This is a genomic window from Neisseria sp. HMSC065C04, assembly GCF_001815375.1.
Lineage (GTDB): Bacteria > Pseudomonadota > Gammaproteobacteria > Burkholderiales > Neisseriaceae > Neisseria > Neisseria flavescens_D.
Window position 1 is genome coordinate 1 of sequence record NZ_KV820419.1, and the last position, 18,785, is coordinate 18,785.

The 18,785-nt window shown below is 46.8% G+C and carries 11 protein-coding genes and 1 pseudogene; 8 read left to right on the forward strand and 4 right to left on the reverse strand.

The genetic code is table 11. The annotated features are described in order from the left end of the window. The 4 genes from HMPREF3022_RS06765 to HMPREF3022_RS06785 form a co-directional block, all read left to right on the forward strand. On the forward strand, nt 1-881 hold an 881-nt coding region (locus HMPREF3022_RS06765), incomplete at its 5' end, for a DUF2345 domain-containing protein (RefSeq protein WP_070765350.1). Nucleotides 882-1,132: 251 nt separating this feature from the next. After that, nucleotides 1,133-2,422 (forward strand): DUF2931 family protein, encoded by a 1,290-nt coding sequence (locus tag HMPREF3022_RS06775; RefSeq protein ID WP_049332110.1) that lies wholly within the window; start codon nt 1,133-1,135, stop codon nt 2,420-2,422. A gap of 9 nt (nt 2,423-2,431) precedes the next feature. After that, entirely contained in the window at nt 2,432-3,880 is a 1,449-nt protein-coding gene (locus tag HMPREF3022_RS06780; RefSeq protein WP_049332109.1) for a phospholipase effector Tle1 domain-containing protein, read from the forward strand. A gap of 70 nt (nt 3,881-3,950) precedes the next feature. Next, nucleotides 3,951-5,072 carry a hypothetical protein gene (locus HMPREF3022_RS06785; protein WP_049332108.1) on the forward strand — a complete coding sequence of 374 codons (1,122 nt, stop codon included), beginning with the start codon at nt 3,951-3,953 and terminating at the stop codon, nt 5,070-5,072. A 449-nt stretch (nt 5,073-5,521) separates the two neighbouring features. On the opposite strand, the gene pgmB is transcribed toward HMPREF3022_RS06785, so the two are convergent. The 3 genes from pgmB to HMPREF3022_RS06800 all read right to left on the reverse strand — a co-directional run bounded on the left by pgmB (nt 5,522) and on the right by HMPREF3022_RS06800 (nt 9,885). Continuing rightward, nucleotides 5,522-6,187 (reverse strand): beta-phosphoglucomutase, encoded by a 666-nt coding sequence (gene pgmB, locus HMPREF3022_RS06790; RefSeq protein ID WP_070765351.1) that lies wholly within the window; start codon nt 6,185-6,187, stop codon nt 5,522-5,524. Between the two features lie 12 nt (nt 6,188-6,199). Then, nucleotides 6,200-8,458 carry a glycoside hydrolase family 65 protein gene (locus tag HMPREF3022_RS06795; RefSeq protein ID WP_070765352.1) on the reverse strand — a complete coding sequence of 753 codons (2,259 nt, stop codon included), beginning with the start codon at nt 8,456-8,458 and terminating at the stop codon, nt 6,200-6,202. A 74-nt stretch (nt 8,459-8,532) separates the two neighbouring features. Then, the gene (locus HMPREF3022_RS06800; protein ID WP_070588154.1) at nt 8,533-9,885 is read right to left on the reverse strand and encodes an SLC45 family MFS transporter; all 1,353 of its coding nucleotides are present in this window, start codon (nt 9,883-9,885) and stop codon (nt 8,533-8,535) included. Nucleotides 9,886-10,225: 340 nt separating this feature from the next. On the opposite strand from HMPREF3022_RS06800, the pseudogene ettA reads away from it, so the two are divergent. Further along, a pseudogene (ettA, locus tag HMPREF3022_RS06805) lies at nt 10,226-11,902 on the forward strand (energy-dependent translational throttle protein EttA). 65 nt (nt 11,903-11,967) lie between these two features. Here ettA and HMPREF3022_RS06810 read toward each other — a convergent pair. Continuing rightward, nucleotides 11,968-12,603, reverse strand: coding sequence for a multidrug efflux system transcriptional repressor MtrR (locus tag HMPREF3022_RS06810; RefSeq protein WP_070765353.1), 636 nt, complete (start codon nt 12,601-12,603; stop codon nt 11,968-11,970). Between the two features lie 226 nt (nt 12,604-12,829). Here HMPREF3022_RS06810 and HMPREF3022_RS06815 point away from each other — a divergent pair, with 226 nt between their 5' ends. The 3 genes from HMPREF3022_RS06815 to HMPREF3022_RS06825 are packed head-to-tail and all read left to right on the forward strand — an operon-like array spanning nt 12,830 to nt 18,785. Further along, a complete protein-coding gene (locus HMPREF3022_RS06815; RefSeq protein WP_070765354.1) occupies nt 12,830-14,098 on the forward strand; it encodes an efflux RND transporter periplasmic adaptor subunit in 1,269 nt (422 codons plus the stop codon). An 11-nt stretch (nt 14,099-14,109) separates the two neighbouring features. Next, a complete protein-coding gene (locus HMPREF3022_RS06820) occupies nt 14,110-17,322 on the forward strand; it encodes an efflux RND transporter permease subunit (protein WP_070765355.1) in 3,213 nt (1,070 codons plus the stop codon). Nucleotides 17,323-17,378: 56 nt separating this feature from the next. Next, nucleotides 17,379-18,785 (forward strand): efflux transporter outer membrane subunit, encoded by a 1,407-nt coding sequence (locus HMPREF3022_RS06825; RefSeq protein ID WP_141756510.1) that lies wholly within the window; start codon nt 17,379-17,381, stop codon nt 18,783-18,785.

The window sequence follows — 18,785 nt, forward strand, 5'->3', positions numbered from 1 at the left end:
GAACCGACGGTTGGGGTGCAGTACGGGCGGGCAATGGTATATTAATCAGTGCAGACGGTAAGAGTCCATCTGATAAAGTATTAAATATGCATGAGGCTATAAGTGTTCTAGAGGAAATGTTAGGATTAGCTCAAAGCCTGGATGAAGCTGCGCAAAGTGCACAAAATGAATTGGCAGAAATTAAGATACAGAGGGAGCAACTGGAAAATAGCCTTAAAGAATTAAAACAAGCAAGGATTATCCAATCTGCTCCAAATGGTATTGCTAGTGCAACTTTGAAAAGCCAAATTCATACAGCAAAAGAGTTTATTAATTTGGTTAGTGGACAAGATACAGGCATAACTTCAGGAAAAAATTTTACTGTTCATGCCGCAGATAGTCTTAATCTGTTTGCCCAAAATAGTGGAATGAAAATACAAGCGAATAAAGGTAAAGTGGCTATTCAGGCACAAAATGGTGAATTGCAGATTAATGCTCGAAAAAATTCGGCCTTAACCAGTACAGAAGGTGAAATTACGATTGCATCAGATAAAGGAATTTTGTTAGTTAGCCAGGGGGCTTACATTCGAATTAAAAATGGGGAGGTTGAAATTGGCGGTCCAAAAATGTTGCGATTCAGAGCCCCATTCCATGTAACAGCCAATCATTCTGAGGACTATCCTCTGGCTATCCCTAATCCAGGCAATGACGAAATGTTTGTATTAAAAGATGAACGTACGGGTATGCCTATCCCTAATTTTGCTTATAAAATTACTATGGCAAACGGTGAAATTTATCGAGGCGTAACCAATGAAAAAGGGGAGGCATTCAGGGTATATTCAGGAAGTAAACTGGAGGGGATGGTTTTTGAATCTGACGATGAAGAATCTAGAGAAATTTAAATGATATAGGAATATTGGATATGGGATATTGGGTATTAGCGTTTCAGGTGTTGTGGGAGGAGATCGGCAGATATATTTTTTTTCTGGTTGTTAATGCCTACTGTATCATTAGAATGTATCAAAACCGTCATTGGAAATATTATGCAGTTGTTTTCATTCTGCTCAATGGCTGGGTAATTTACGGATACTGGGTTGATATCATTAATTCGTATCTTTATTGGAATCAATAAGATAGTAAAAAGGCCGTCTGAATGAAACACAGGAAAACAAATTTACTGTTAGGCATGGTAGCAGCGGGCTATCTGAGTATTGTATTGGCAAACATAGGATTAAACAGAATGATTGAAGGCAACGGCAATTCCGAACAGGGAAAAGGCATGGTTTGGGGTGTTAAGATGGCGGAGGCTATATTGGTTAACGCCACACCGGAAAATTCTTCATATTTGACGTTGGGAGCATATGCGGTAGACGTATCTAATAAGTACAGTTCTGATTTTTATTTGCAGAACGGAACGGTCTTGCGAAACTTCTTTGGTACAGGCTCTATCTGGGGTCGAGGAGGATACTTAGGAAGAACGGCAGAGTTTGATTTACTTCCCGAAAGGTTAACTTTTACCTATTTATCCCGGTTTGAAAATAAATTTTATCAGCTGGACGAAGCTCTTCCTACAGACAAGATACGTCCTATGATGGCAAAAAGTTATAGGGTATTTAATAATGCAGTAGAGGATACTGAAACTCCGCGATATGAATCTCCCAATAATTTTGAATTAGCTGTTGCTCCTGGTGGTTGGGTTACGTTGAATTTGACCAGCACTTTTATTCATAAGGAATTAATGTCCTGGCAAGCAAGAGAAATTGTACCTTCTTTGGAAGAGGCTGCTAAACACCACTTTAATGAAATGTGGTATTACGATGTTGAGTCTTATCATGACCCTAAAAGAAGGGCTGAATACTTAGATAGAGTACGTAAAGAACACCCCGATTTCTATCACACTTATATAGCTGGATCCAAAAAGGTCAGTGCAGAATGGTATAAACAAATGCAAACAAAATATCCATGGAATTTGGAAGTTGAAGTGGATGGAGGAGAATGGAACGGCGAATATTATATGGAATTCGCTAATACGGAGCGCTGGACGGCCATCGGTAAGGAGAGGATAGAAGAAGAGAAGAAGGCAATGAAGGCAATTCCGACGTACATCAGGATATGGTTAATAGACAAAGAAACGGGTAATCGGTGGGGCATCAGATTGCATCCATTTAAGACTGAAGAACAAGAACAGAATGATTATAAAATCATATACGACGATATTCGGCTGAATAGGCTGTATAGAACATTTCAACAGGCGTTTCCTGGAAGGACTCGCGTGCAGAATATTAGTACACCTTCAATAAATCAGTTTGCCACGTTGAAATTGAAATTTGATGATCATTTTGAATTAACCGAAGCATATCTTCAAAAAGATGGACAACAATTTGTATTACCTGATGCTAAGATTCATCAACGTTACAAAATCAGTAAGACCGCTTATTACTAAGGAACTATTATGAGTATGGAAAAAATAGCCATCAGTGGAAAGGATCCTCAAAGCAATAACAAGTTAAAAGGTAATAAAGCCACAACCAATGGTGAAACTGGGTCTAAAAAGAAGGTTTATGTTGATACTTTTACGATAAACGTATTTTTTGACGGTACAAAAAATAATCTATACAACATTGAGCATAGGAAGAAAAATCCTCAAATGTATAAGGGTAAAGAAACAGCTAGTTCATATGAAAGCTATTTCAATGACCATTCCAATGTGTCGTATCTGTACCAGGCAAGAAAACAGGTAACTAATGTAGGCTGGGCGTATATAGAAGGGATAGGTACAGGGGCAGATGATATCAATGCGTTAGAACGCCGCAACAGATATTTGAAAATGAAGGGTAAACCGTTAGAAGAAAAAAAATATAATACAGATTCGACGATGGGATTTGCTTACGGCAGTGGTCCAACCGGTATAACAAGCCGCGTACGACAATCCTTTGAGAAAATTCAGACTATGGTCAGTGATGATTTAGGTGATAGGATTCCAACTATTTTGGTGCTGAATGTATTTGGCTTTAGCAGAGGTGCCGCAGCTGCTAGGCATTTTGTACATACAGTAAAGACACAACCCAGATCATTTATCGGTTGGAATCTGACAAGGGAAAGAATAATTGTTAATTTTGTTGGTTTATTCGATACTGTATCGTCATACTCAGCAGTAGGTTCCGTTGATCCAGAGCTCACAAGAGCATTTGATGATGACGTAAAGGACTTACATCTCAATTTTGAACGCGGTTACGCAAGCAAAGTTTTTCATTTGACAGCTGCAGACGAGTATCGTTTATATTTCTCGTTGACGAACATAAACAGTGCCATACGTCATGGTTTTGGAATGGAGGTTGCCATTAGTGGCGCACATGCCGATGTGGGCGGAAGCTATGCTTCTGCAGTGCAGAAATCTTTTCCTGTAAGAGAAAATGTTCCAGGTATGAAAAATTGGTTTCAAAATCAAGGATTCTTTAAAGAAAATGATATTAATTGGTTAAAAAGTAGAACCTACCAAACTGATATGGGGGCAATCGAAACTCCAGAGACGATGACTGCAACACGGAAACATATAATACCCAACGATTATGCACGCGTTGCATTCAAGATTATGCGTTTAGTCGTAGAAACACACTGCAGCGACAAGAGCATTGCATTTGATCGGGATATAACAAAGAATAGAGAGAGATCTAATTTTCCGGAAATCATTGAACTGCTTAACGAATTGCCTTACAAGATACAGAAGGTATCCAAAGGTGCCTGGGGACAAAGTTACAATTTTGAACTGAGTAAGTATTACTCACCGGAACAGGTACGGAAAATCCGTTACAAGTATATTCATTGGTCTGCAAAAGACGAACTTGGATATGAACTGAGGACAAAAAATGGATTGCCATTTAGAAAAATACACGAAGGTTGATGCCTCGTGTAGTGCTGATCTGTCCAAAATCATCTTCAGACAGTATTGATAGATAGAGAAAGGATATATCATGAAATGGAATATTCCCGATATTCCTGAAGCAGAAGAGGTTTTCAGACCTATATATAAGTGGTATTGTTTGCTTACTCTCATAATGTTATATGTTGTGGTAGGTATATTGTTATGGGTCACAAAAAGTTCTACGTTGATACAGAAAATCTTTTACTTATGTTTACCGATATTAATTGTTGGTATTTTCATTCTTTCTATAAGAGTGCATAAACAATATCAAACAAAAGCATGGGCAGAAGAGAAAAGACACATTGAAGATAGATGGAAACAATGGGCAAATAAAAAAATTGCATTGTTGGAGAAAGCAGTTTATTTACCTCAAGAAATTTTAATTGATGGTATGCTGGATGGTACTGGAAAAACGTTTCATAATGAAGCATTTCACTTACCGAAAGAGGCTTTTGAGCAAGCAATATGGGAATGTTTAGAGGCATTGGATGAATTATTAAAAGGGACCTTATTGACAAACATTCGATTCTATATTGATAGTGATAATTATCAATATAGAATCGAATGTTTCGATTCTTTTAAAAAGACAGCTAATTTATTTCAGAATATTATTAGAAATGATTTTTTATTGATCCAAGAGAATAATGAAAATATTCTTGATGATTGGATAGAAAATATGAATGATGGTTTGCATGTGTTTTTTTCACCTGCGATTAATGGCCATTCTAATTCTGAGGAAAATTTTACTGAGAATATCACATGGTTTATTTTTTCGAATGAAAGTTGGAGTAAGAAAAATAAATTTCCTGTTAAAAATTATATTGGAAGAAGTATAAGTATTAATTCTGCCAATAAAGCGGAGATATCTTCAAGCTTAGAAAAATTTTATCATTATAGTTATATAGAAAATTGCTCCATACAATATTGGCTTGATCGCTATAGTTTTTCAACGTTAGAAGGACATGGGTTATTACCTTGTTTGCTGTCGGTTGGTACTAATAAAAATATAAAACAATCTGTAGAGAGTTATCTAGGGAGGGCACCTCTAAATATAAATTGGCTTTTAATTGCATTAATAACCAAAGAATTGGATTTTAAACATGACATAAATATTATTGCTTATTCAAATAAATCCAAAGATGAGCTAGATTTAAATATAATCTCTACATGAATTTTTTTAGTGGTAGAGTTGTAGAGTAGTAATTTTTGCGCTTTTATGTGAAAAGATTAGAAGTTATCCTAGATTAAATTCGGTTTCAATCGCTAAGTAAGAAAGCTCGATGGTATGACATCCCTGCCTGGTGGGTATTGTTGCCCCTGGCGATCATATCCTCGTTTATGTTGGCTGGTGGTGTACTGTTGATACCGTTTATACAAATCGGTTGTTTGATTTGTATACTATTAATTTGCTGCAATATGAGAGCAACTCGCTTTAATAGTATTACACTGGGGTTATCTGTGTTTTTGTTAGCCCGTTCGCTGTGGGTACTTGCATTTTAGAAATACCGACAAGAGCTTTGCAAAATTCTCTAAGTATCTTGGTAGAAGTTTAGGGGATTTTAGAAAGATCTTAGGCCGTCTGAAATATTTTTCAGACGGCCTTTTTACTTCCTTAGAATTTTATCTGCCCGACTGTTCCCACACGTTTTGCAAGTAGGCGTAGGTCAGCTCGGCGGTATCGGACACCAGCGCGATGTCGCTGCCTAAGTCTTCGGCTTTGCCCACGCCGATAGGCAAGGCGCCGGCGGCTTTGATGGCGGCGACACCTGCGGCGGCGTCTTCAATGCCGATGCATTGGCGGATGTCTGCGTCCACACCCTCGGCTGCGGCGAGGAAGATGTCGGGGGCAGGTTTGGAATGCGCGACGGCGGCAGGGTCGGCAATGGCGTCGAAGAAGTGGGTCAGCCCCATGCGTTCGAGCAGGAACGGGCCGTTTTTACTGGCGGACGCGAGGGCGATTTTTTTGCCGTTTGCCCTCAATGCTTCCAGCAGGGGTAAAATGCCGGGATACACGTCTTCGGGTTTGACTGCCTGAATCATCTCGACGTAGTTGTTGTTTTTACGGCGGGTCAGTTCGGCGAACTCGGCTTCGCTGACGGTTTTATCGCCGTGCGCGAGGATGCGTTTGAGCGAATCGTCGCGCGATACGCCTTTGAGCTGCTCGTTAAACTTGCGGTCGATGCTGATGCCCAGTTCTTCGGCGAGCTTTTTCCATGCGCGGTAGTGGTACTCGGCGGTGTCGGTGATGACGCCGTCGAGGTCAAAGAGCACTGCGGTAAAAGTCATTTTGCGCCCTCCTTATTTTTCCAACGCGACGGAGTGGCTGCCGTTGAGCGTGATGTCTTTGTCGTACACCTGCAAATCGAGCGGTTCGCCTTTGAGCAGGGTGAAGACGACGTTTTCTTTGCCGACGGCGACTTTAATCAGACGGCCGCGGTAGTTGATGTGGAAGGCATAGCCTGTCCAAGCGCTCGGCAGGAACGGTACAAAGCTGAGTTTGCCGCCCCAGGTTTTCATTTGGGCGAAACCTTGGACGATGGCGAGCCACGAGCCGGTCATGGAAGTAATGTGCAGGCCGTCTTCGGTGTCGTTGTTGTAGTTGTCCAAGTCCAGGCGGGCGGTGCGCTGGTACATTTCCACGGCTTTTTCTTCTTTGCCCAGTTCGGCGGCAAGGATGGAGTGGATACAAGGTGACAACGAGCTTTCATGCACGGTCATCGGTTCGTAGAAGTCGAAGTTACGGCGTTTTTCGTCCATGTTGAAACGGTCGCCGAAGAAATAGATGCCTTGCAAGACGTCTGCCTGTTTGATGAAGGGCGAACGCAGGATTTTGTCCCACGACCATTTCTGGTTGAGCGGCAAATCATCGGGCGAAAGCGCGGACACTGGGCGGATGTCTTTGTCGAGGAAGCCGTCGTGCTGCACGAATACGCCGAGTTCTTCGTCATGCGGACGGTACATATTCGCGCTGATGTCCGCCCATTTTTCCAACTCGGCGGCGTTCACGTTCAAATCCGGGCGCGGGTATTTCGCCAGGGCTTCACGGGTGTAATCCAATACCCATCCGGCGAGGGTGTTGGTGTACCAGTTGTTGTTGATGTTGTTTTCGTATTCGTTCGGGCCGGTTACGCCGTGAATCATGTATTTGCCGTTGCGTTTGGAGAAGTGGACGCGGTCCGCCCAGAAGCGGGACACTTCGACCAAGACTTCCAAGCCTTCTTTGGCAAGATAGCTTTCGTCGCCGGTGTAGTTGGTGTAGTTGTAGATGGCGTAAGGAATCGCGCCGTTGCGGTGGATTTCCTCGAAGGTGATTTCCCATTCGTTGTGGCACTCGATGCCCGTAAACGTTACCATCGGATAGAGTGCGCCCGCCAAGCCCTGTTCGCGCGCGTTGTGCTGCGCCTGCGGCAGTTGGTTGCGGCGGTATTGCAGCAGGTTGCGGGTAACTTCGGGTTCAGCCAGTGCGAGGTAGAGCGGCACGGCGTAGGCTTCGGTATCCCAATAGGTTGCGCCGCCGTATTTTTCGCCGGTAAAGCCTTTGGGGCCGATGTTCAGTCGCGCGTCTTCGCCGTAGTAGGTGGAGAACAGTTGGAACAGATTGAAGCGGATGCCCTGCTGCGCTTCGTCGTTGCCTTCGATGACCACGTCGGCGATTTCCCAACGGTGCAGCCAGCCTGCTTTGTGCGCCTCCAGCAAGGTTTCAAACGCAACGCCTGCGATTTTTTCCGACAAGGCGCGGCCTGCGGCTTTCACGGCTTCCAAGCCTTGATAATCGCGGCTGGTAGTAACAATCACGCGTTTTTCAAAGGTTTCGGGCGTACCGCCGACTTCGGTTTCAAAAGAATTGGAGACCTGCCAGTCGGTTTGGCTGCCGCCGAGGGCTTTGAAGCTGCCGGCGAAGGTTTGCTCGGCGTTGACGATGAATTGTTCTACGCCGAAGGGATTGGCGACGGTTTGGGTGGCAATGTAGGAGCGGTCGTCTGAAACGCCTTTGTCTAATACCTGCCAGAATTTTTCTTCGTAGTTGGAGTCTTCGTTTTTCACGTCGGCATCGATGATGGAATCGATGCGGACTTGGTGGGTTTTGCCGTCAACGGATACGGCTTCCCAGCGGATGACCGCCAGCTCTTTTTGCGCGACGGACAGGAATTTGCACACATCGAAACGCACGCCGAATACGGTGAACGAGCGGCGCAACACGCCGTGCTGCATATCGAGTTCGACGGAGAAGTCGGCAACGTCGTTTTTCGCTAAGTCCACCTCTTGTCCATCGACAAAGATTTTGACTTTGCTGAAATTGAGCGCGTTGATGGCTTTGCCGAAATATTTAGGATAGCCGTTTTTCCACCAGCCGACGCGGGTTTTGTCAGGGAACCACACGCCGGCGATGTAGGTGCCCAAGTGGCTGTCGGCGGAGTAGGTTTCCTCAAAGCTGCCGCGCATGCCCATATAGCCGTTGCCCAAGCTGGTCAGGCTCTCTTGCAGCCGTTTGTGTTCTTTTTCCAGTTTTGCCGAACGCAGTGTCCAAGGGCTGATTTCCATGATTCTTGTATACATTTATGAAGCTCCTGTTATTAAAATTGTAAGTTCGGCAAAGGTTTCAGACGGCCTTTGCCGATGGTATTGATGGATTATTCGCCGTGGGTCTCTTTAATCAGACATACTGAGAAGGCTCCAAGCAGCAAGACTGCGCCTGCAACCAAGAACATGGTTGCCTGATGGCTGCCCAGCATAGGAAAGAGGATAAAGCTCAGCAGAGAGGCGACGATCTGAGGCATACAGATAGAACCGTTAAACAGACCCAAATAAGTACCCATGTGTTTGCCGGAGAGGGCATTGGTTACAATCGTCAAAGGATAGGTAATGATACCGGCCCACGCAATACCGATTAAGGTATAAGACAACACCAGCGCGTATTGATTGCTGATGAAGAAAACGGAGAAGAAACCGAGCGCACCCAAAGCCAAGCAACCGAAATAACCGGCTTTATGGTATTTATTCGGTACTTTTGCCAGAATAAACGAGCAGATAACGGCAGCAATGGATTGTACTGCTGCCAAAACGCCGTACCAGTTGCCTGCTTCTTGGTAGCCTACGGAAGAGGCATCGGTTGTCTGCCAAACGTTTTCTGCAATCGCGCCTGCCGAGTAAGTCCACATATATTGGAAGGCGAACCAGCAGAAGAATTGCACCAAAGTCACCGTCCAAAACGCTTTAGGCGCGGTTTTCAAAAGTTCGAACCAGTTGGCTTTTTCCTGATTCGCGGCGACATCGATGCCGTGATAGCGAGCGTAGGTTTCCGGATCGTATTCTTTGACTTTGAAGATGGTGAACGCACTGGTAATAATCAGCAACGCTGCGCCCACATAGAATGCTACGACCACGGTCTGCGGCACGACGCCTTTTTCGGCCGTGTTCGCCAAACCGATATACGCAAACACAAACGGCAGAATCGCCGCCACAACCGCGCCCGTATTCGCTAAGAAACTTTGAATCCCGTAGGCGTAGCTTTTCTGCTCCTCGTTGACCATGTCGCCGACCATCATTTTAAACGGCTGCATTGCCATATTGGAGGATACGTCCAACAGCGCAATCATCAGCGCACCAAACGACAAAGCTGCCAAGGAAGCGTAGCCAAAACCGAAGCTGCCCGAGTTCGGCATCAGAATCATGACGATGACCGCAATCAGCGTACCGTAAAGCAGATAGGGCAGACGGCGGCCGCCCAGGCGCGGCATCCAAGTGCGGTCTGAGTAGTAGCCCACAATTGGCTGAACCAACATACCGGCCAATGGGGGCAGAATGAAAAACCAGCCCAAATTGTGCGGGTCGGCGCCTAAAGTTTGAAAAATTCGGCTCATTTGTGAGCTTTGCAGGGTAAAGGCCGTCTGAACGCCGAGATAGCCGAAGCTCAGCATCCAAATCGTACTTTTTGCCAGTGACGGCAAACCTTGTTTTGCTGTTTTTTGCGTATTTTCCGACATGAGGTAAATCCTTTTTTTAAAAAGTATTTTTATTGAGAAATCTGAAAGGTTCCTTGGTGTGGCGTTCTCTGTCGTTATTGTTTGTGTGCGTACTTTCAAGGATATAGGTGCATTTTATGAAGCGCGTCGGATATTGGCAATGCCAGTTCAAGGATAAACTGGCTTAAATCAAATTTTTTGCGGTTTGGCATTGATACCGTCGGGCAATAAGGGTATCGGTTCGGCGCGGTGTATATTTTGATGCTTATTTCTATTTTCAGACGGCATTTGAACAAGCAAGTATTTGGGCAATAGGTTAAAATGGGCCGTCTGAAATTTGTTTGACGGAAACGAGAAAACTATGTCCCAACAATACGTCTATTCTATGCTGCGCGTGAGCAAGGTTGTGCCGCCGCAAAAAACCATTATTAAAGACATTTCCCTTTCATTTTTCCCCGGTGCAAAAATCGGTTTGCTCGGTTTGAACGGTGCGGGTAAATCTACTGTACTGCGGATTATGGCGGGCGTGGATAAAGAATTTGAGGGCGAAGCCGTGCCGATGGGCGGCATTAAAATCGGCTACCTGCCGCAAGAGCCTGAGCTTGATCCTGAGAAAACCGTGCGCGAGGAAGTGGAAAGCGGTTTGGGCGAAGTAGCTGCTGCACAAAAACGCTTGGAAGAAGTGTATGCCGAGTATGCCAATCCTGATGCGGATTTTGACGCATTGGCGGAAGAACAAGGTCGCTTGGAAGCGATTATTGCGGCTGGTTCGTCCACGGGCGGCGGTGCGGAACACGAATTGGACATCGCTGCCGACGCGCTGCGTCTGCCTGATTGGGATGCCAAAATCGGTAATTTGTCCGGCGGTGAAAAACGCCGTGTGGCTTTGTGCAAACTCTTATTGAGCAAGCCCGATATGCTTTTGCTTGACGAGCCGACCAACCACTTGGATGCGGAATCTGTCGAATGGCTGGAGCAATTCTTGGTACGCTTCCCAGGTACCGTGGTTGCGGTAACGCACGACCGCTACTTCCTCGACAACGCCGCCGAATGGATTTTGGAACTCGACCGCGGACACGGTATTCCGTGGAAAGGCAATTACTCGTCTTGGCTGGAGCAGAAAGAAAAACGTTTGGAAAACGAGGCGAAATCCGAAGCTGCGCGCGTGAAAGCGATGAAGCAGGAATTGGAATGGGTGCGCCAAAATGCCAAAGGCCGCCAAGCCAAGTCCAAAGCGCGTTTGGCTCGTTTTGAAGAAATGAGCAACTACGAATACCAAAAACGCAACGAAACTCAGGAAATCTTTATCCCTGTTGCTGAACGTTTGGGTAATGAAGTAATTGAATTTGTAAACGTTTCCAAATCGTTCGGCGACAAAGTGCTGATTGACGATTTGAGCTTCAAAGTGCCTGCGGGCGCGATTGTCGGCATCATCGGCCCGAACGGCGCGGGTAAATCTACGCTGTTTAAAATGATTTCAGGCAAAGAGCAGCCTGATTCCGGCGAAGTGAAAATCGGTCAAACCGTGAAAATGAGCTTGATCGACCAAAGCCGCGAAGGTTTGCAAAACGACAAAACCGTGTTCGACAACATTGCCGAAGGCCGCGACATTTTGTAGGTTGGTCAGTTTGAAATTCCAGCCCGCCAATATTTGGGACGCTTCAACTTCAAAGGCAGCGACCAAAGCAAAATTGCAGGTCAATTGTCTGGCGGCGAACGCGGCCGTCTGCACTTGGCAAAAACCTTGTTGAGCGGCGGTAATGTCTTACTGCTGGACGAACCGTCCAACGACCTCGACGTGGAAACCCTGCGCGCGTTGGAAGACGCGTTGCTGGAATTTGCCGGCAGCGTGATGGTGATTTCGCACGACCGCTGGTTCCTCGACCGCATCGCTACGCATATTTTGGCTTGTGAAGGCGACTCTAAATGGGTGTTCTTTGACGGCAACTATCAGGAATACGAAGCCGATAAGAAACGCCGTTTGGGTGAAGAGGGCGCAAAACCGAAACGTATCTGTTACAAACCGGTAACACGTTAATTAGGTTTGAACCAAAAGGCCGTCTGAAACTTTTAATGTTTCAGACGGCCTTTTATTTTTGATGTTTATGATTGTTTTCTTAATTGCGGATGGTTTTCCAATGTATCAATGATGATTTCAATCATGCGGGGGGCGGTTTGCGCCAAATCGAAGCCTTGACCTGAAGAAAGCCAGCGCCAAATCAAGCCGTCTAATGAAGACTTGATGAAGATGACTGCCATATCGATATCCAAATTATCCGCCAACGCTTTTTGTTGTACTGCATCAGTCAGGACGGCAACGATTTTTTCAGGCCATAATGATTGGTGTTTTTTAGCGATGGCAATGACCGCCTCGTTTTGCTCGGTGTGTTCGCATTTTAAAAACAAAATGCTGTGGAATTTATAGTGAAGCTCGTTGTGTTGCAGGCGCTCGAAAAAACGGGTCAGGGTCAGTCGGAAGCTTGACCAAGCCTGTTCGTTATTGTTGTTCGAGTCTTCTTTTATGCAGCTTTCGATGTCGTCGCAAATCCGTTGGAACAAGGCGTCAAACAAATCTTCTTTGTTTTTGAAATGCCAATACAGCGCGCCGCGCGTTACGCCTGCGGCTTGGGCGATTTCGTTAAGCGAGGTGCGGGCAATGCCTTTCTGATAAAACGTATCCAATGCGGCAAGCATGAGATATTCTTTGGTTTTTAAGGCTTCGGTTTTGGTTCTTCTCATAGTTGTTTTGTGGGAAATGTAAATTTATGGTTCGGATTATAAAAAATTACTTCTGAACATGCAAGAATGTATGTATAATTCAATTCAATACTTGATAGTGTTTCTCAACACTATATAATCAGCCTGTTTTTCATAAAAGCAGGCAATTTCTGTTTGTGAAATATGAGATTAAAGTAATCAATTTTTAATTAGTCAAACCCTTATTTATCATAGAGATAGGAAAATTATGGCTCTTTATGCTTCTAAAATGATGCGTGTCGCGGCAATTGCAGCAGCTACTGCGTTGGCGCTTTCCGCTTGCGGCAAAGGCGATGAAAAAGCAGCCGGCCAACAGGCGCAAGGCAGTCAGCAACAGCAAAAACAACCTGCGCCTGAAGTCCGTGTGGTCACTGTACATCCGGAAGTCGTTGCATTGACGACTGAATTGCCAGGCCGTCTGGAATCTTTGCGTACTGCGGAAGTTCGTGCCCAAGTCGGCGGTATTCTGCAAAAACGACTGTTCCAAGAGGGCAGCTATGTGCAAGCTGGTCAGCCTTTGTACCAAATCGACAGCTCATCTTATGAAGCAAACTTAGAAAGCGCACACGCCCAGTTGGCGAGTGCGCAAGCTACTTTGGCTAAAGCGAATGCCGACTTAGCCCGCTACAAACCGCTGGTTGCCGCCGATGCCATCAGCCAACAAGAATATGATGCGGCCGTAACGGCCAAGCGTTCGGCAGAGGCAGGCGTCAAATCCGCTCAAGCAGCCATCAAATCTGCCGGTATCAGCCTGAACCGCTCCCGCATTACTGCGCCGATTTCCGGCTTTATCGGTCAATCTAAAGTTTCTGAAGGTACGCTGCTGAATTCCGGCGATACCACTGTTTTGGCCACCATCCAACAAACCAATCCGATGTATGTCAATGTTACCCAGTCTGCGAGTGAGGTCATGAAACTGCGTCAACAGGTTGCCGAAGGCAAATTGTTGGCGGCAAACGGCGCGATTGCAGTGGATATCAAATTTGACGACGGTACGGTTTACCCTGAAAAAGGCCGTCTGCTGTTTGCAGATCCGACTGTCAACGAAACGACCGGTCAAATTACCTTGCGCGCCGCCATTCCTAACGACAGAAATATCTTGATGCCGGGCTTGTATGTACGCGTGTTGATGGAACAAGTGGCAGTGGATAATGCATTTGTAGTGCCGCAGCAAGCAGTTACCCGCGGTTCGCAAGATACGGTGATGGTGGTGAATGACAAGAGCGAAATGGAAGCGCGTGTCGTGACCGTTGCCCAACAGCAAGGTAGCAATTGGGTGATTACAGACGGCCTGAAAGACGGCGACAAAGTGATTGTTGAAGGCATCAGCATTGCCGCTATGTCGGGTGCTAAACAGGTAACGCCGAAAGAATGGACGCCGCCTGCAAGCGCTGCGGCAGCAACAACGGCAGTTTCAGACGGCCAAGCTGCATCCGAGGCCAAGCCTGAAGCTAAAGCTGCATCTGAAGCCAAATAAGGAACGCATGAATGTCTAAGTTTTTTATTGACCGCCCCATTTTTGCATGGGTTATTGCGATTTTTATCATCGCAGCGGGTATTTTCGGCATTCAAAAACTGCCGATTTCCCAATATCCGTCCGTTGCTGCACCGACCATTACTTTGCGCGCTACTTATCCGGGCGCTTCTGCTCAGGTAATGGAAGACAGCGTACTGGCCGTTATCGAACGTAATATGTACGGTGTGGAAGGTTTGGACTATATGACGACTTCTGCCAATTCCAGCGGCAGCGGCAGCGTCAGTCTGACGTTTACACCGGAAACCAATGAAGATTTGGCGCAGGTAGACGTGCAGAACAAATTGTCGGAAGTGTTGTCCACATTGCCCTCTACCGTACAGCAATATGGTGTAACCGTATCTAAAGCGCGTTCCAACTTCTTGCAAGTGGTCATGCTTTCTTCTGAAAAGCAATCCATTGAGGAAATGAACGATTACGCCCAGCGCAATATCATTCCTGAACTGCAGCGTATCGACGGGGTAGGGCAGGTACAATTGTTTGGTGCGCAACGCGCCATGCGTATTTGGGTTGACCCGAAAAAACTGCAAAACTACAACCTGTCTTTTGCAACGGTAACCAATGCGCTTGCGACACAAAATATTCAAATTTCAGCGGGCTCTATCGGTTCTTTGCCGGCGGCTGCAGGTCAGACTATTTCAGCAACTGTGACGGCGCAAGGTCAGCTGAGCACTGCTGAAGAGTTTGGCAACATCATTTTGGTATCCAATATCGATGGTTCTAATGTCTATCTGAAAGACGTTGCCAAAGTCAGCTTGGGTATGCAGGATTATTCTTCTTCCACCCGTTTGAACGGCGTCAACACTACCGGTATGGCAGTGATGCTGTCTAACAGCGGTAACGCTTTGGCAACGGCGACTGCCGTAAAAGAAAAAATGGCGGTTTTGCAGAAGTATTTTCCAGACGGCATGAGCTGGAAAGTTCCCTACGATACTTCCAAATTTGTGGAAATTTCGATTGAGAAAGTGATCCATACGCTTTTGGAAGCCATCGTATTGGTATTCTTGGTGATGTATCTCTTCCTGCAAAACATCCGCTATACGCTGATTCCGACTATTGTTGTGCCGATTTCCCTGTTGGGCGGTTTTGCCTTTATCTCATACATGGGCATGTCGATTAACGTATTGACCATGTTTGCGATGGTATTGGTAATTGGTATTGTGGTCGATGATGCGATTGTGGTCGTTGAAAACGTTGAGCGTATTATGGCGAGCGAAGGTCTGTCGCCTAAGGCTGCAACCAAAAAAGCGATGGGTCAGATTTCCGGTGCGGTTATCGGTATTACTGCCGTGTTGATGTCCGTATTTGTGCCGCTGGCAATGTTTAGCGGTGCAACCGGTAATATTTACAAACAGTTTGCCTTGACCATGGCGGCATCGATCGGCTTCTCCGCATTCCTTGCTTTGACGCTGACTCCGGCATTGTGTGCCACCATGCTCAAACCGATTCAGAAGGGGCATCACGAAGAGAAAAAAGGTTTCTTCGGTTGGTTTAACAAGAAATTCGACAACTGGACACACGGCTACGAAGGCTGGGTTGCCAAAGTCTTGCGCAAGACTTTGCGCATGATGGTTGTCTATATTGGTTTGACTGTTGTGGGCGTATTCCTGTTTATGCGTTTGCCAACTTCCTTCTTGCCGTCTGAAGACCAAGGTAACTTGATGTTGAGCGTGCAGCTGCCTGCCGGCGCAACCAAAGAGCGTACCGATGCAACTTTGGCTCAAATCACTCAACTGGCGAAATCTGTACCTGAGATCGAGAACATTATTACCGTTTCCGGCTTTAGTTTTAGCGGTTCCGGCCAAAACATGGCTTTGGGCTTTGTCATTCTGAAAGACTGGAGCGAACGTACTGCTCCGGGCAGCGATGCGACTTCTATTTCCGGTAAGTTGACCGGTATGATGATGGCTACGCTGAAAGACGGTTTCGGTTTGGCGATTGTGCCTCCTGCCATTATGGAATTGGGTACAGGCTCCGGCTTGACGATTTACCTGCAAGACCGTAACAACAGCGGCCATGCCGCATTATTGGCCAAGCGCAATGAGTTGATTGACAAAATGCGCAAAAGCGGTTTGTTTAACCCAAGTACCGTTCGTGCGAGCGGTTTGGAAGATGCGCCGCAGTTGAAAATCGACATCAACCGTGCCGCAGCAGCCGCACAAGGTATTTCGTTCTCTGATATCCGTACTGCTTTGGCTTCTTCTTTGGGTTCCTCTTATGTAAACGACTTCCCGAATCAAGGCCGTCTGCAACGCGTGATGGTACAAGCTGATGCGAGTGCCCGTATGCAGCCTGCCGATATTCTGAACCTGACTGTACCGAATAAATCCGGCGTTGCCGTACCGCTTTCTACCATTGCTACTGTTTCTTGGGAAAACGGTATGGAACAAAGCGTCCGCTTCAATGGTTATCCGGCAATGGAGCTTTCCGGCTCACCTGTTAATGGTGTATCTTCCGGTCAAGCCATGGCTGCGGTACAGCAAATGGTTGATGACATGGGCGGCGGTTACAGTCTGGAATGGGGTGGTCAGTCTCGTGAGGAGGCTAAAGGCGGCTCGCAAACTGTCGTGTTGTACGCATTGGCCGCTGCTGCTGTATTCTTGGTATTGGCTGCTTTGTACGAAAGCTGGTCTATCCCGTTGGCGGTTATCCTTGTGATTCCGTTGGGCTTGATTGGCGCGGCATTGGGCGTGACCGGCCGCAACATGGTTGAGGCACTGCTGGGCAGTATTCCGGCATACGCCAACGATATCTACTTCCAAGTCGGTTTCGTTACGGTGATGGGCTTGAGTGCGAAAAACGCGATTTTGATTATCGAGTTTGCTAAAGACCTGCAAGCGCAAGGCAAGAGCGCGCTTGAAGCTGCGCTTGCCGCCGCGCACCTGCGTTTCCGTCCGATTATCATGACTTCGTTCGCCTTCATCTTGGGTGTGGTACCACTCTATGTTGCCAGCGGTGCCAGCTCCGCCAGCCAACGTGCGATTGGTACGACCGTGTTCTGGGGTATGTTGATCGGTACGATTCTGTCTGTGTTCCTTGTGCCTTTGTTCTATGTGGTTGTGCGCAAATTCTTTAAAGAAACTGCACACGAGCATGAGATGGCCGCCAAACACGCCGCTGAAGCCGGCATGATTGAAGACGGTAAACACGATTCAGACAAGCACTAAAGCAAAGGCCGTCTGAAAACTTTTCAGACGGCCTCAAAATGCTAAAGGATTCTAAAATGAAGAAGATTACATTCAAACCTGTACTGACCGCCGTTGCTGCAGCCGTGGCTTTGTCGGCCTGTACCATGATGCCGAAATATGAGCAGCCTCAAGTTGCCGTTGCCGATACGTTTAAATACGACACTGTTGACGACGGTATCCGTGCTGCCGAATTGGGTTGGCAAGACTATTTTGCCGATCCGCGCCTTCACCGCCTGATCGACATCGCATTGGAACGCAATACCGATTTGCGTACAGCCGCACTGAATGCGGAAATCTACCGCAAGCAATATATGATTGCGCGTAATAATTTGTTGCCAACCGTCAATGCCAGCGGTACAGGTTCGCGTCAAGGCAGCTTGAGCGGCGGCAGCGTCAGCAGCCAATACAGCGTTGGTTTGGGCGCGGCTTCTTATGAACTTGACCTTTTCGGTCGTGTCCGCAGCACCAGCGAAGCCGCGTTGCAAGGTTATTTCAATGTGGCCGCCAACCGCGATGCCGCGCATCTGACCTTGATTTCTACCGTTGCCAAAGCCTACTTTAACGAATGCTACGCTGAAGAAACCATGGCATTGGCACAACGCGTATTGCAAACCCGTGAAGCGACTTACAAGCTCTCGCAATTACGCCATAAGGCCGGTGTGATTTCCGCCGTTGATTTGCGCCAACAGGAAGCGTTGATTGAATCAGCCAAAGCCGATTACGCTTCCGCGGTGAAAAACCGCGAGCAAGCGCGTAATTCCTTGGCTATGCTGATTAATCAACCTTTGCCCGAAGACCTGCCTGCCGGTTTGCCTTTGAGCAAACAGTTCAAATTGACCAAACTGCCTGCCGGTTTGAGTTCGGACGTGTTGCTCAACCGTCCGGATATCCGTGCGGCCGAACACGCGCTCAAACAAGCCAATGCCAATATCGGCGCGGCACGTGCGGCCTTCTTCCCACGCATCAGCCTGACCGGTTCGGTTGGTACGGCTTCCGGCGAGTTGAGCGGCCTGTTTAAGAGCGGTACAGGTATTTGGGCTTTTGCACCATCCATCACTCTGCCTATCTTTGACTGGGGCACAAACAAAGCCAATCTTGACGTAGCCAAACTGCGCCAACAGGCACAAATCGTTGCTTATGAAGCCGCTGTTCAATCCGCATTCAAAGACGTTTCCAATGCGTTGGTTGCACGCGAACAGCTGGATAAAAGCTATGCTGCTTTGAGCAAACAAAGCCGTGCCTACAACGACAGCCTGCGCCTCATCAGCCTGCGCTACAAACATGGCGTATCCAGCGCATTGGATTTGCTGGATGCCGAGCGCAGCAGTTACAGCGCAGAAACAGCTCTTTTAGCCAATCAACTGACCCGTCTGGAAAACCTTGCCGACTTGTATAAAGCACTTGGCGGCGGTTTGAAACGTGAGACCAAAGCTGCTGAATAA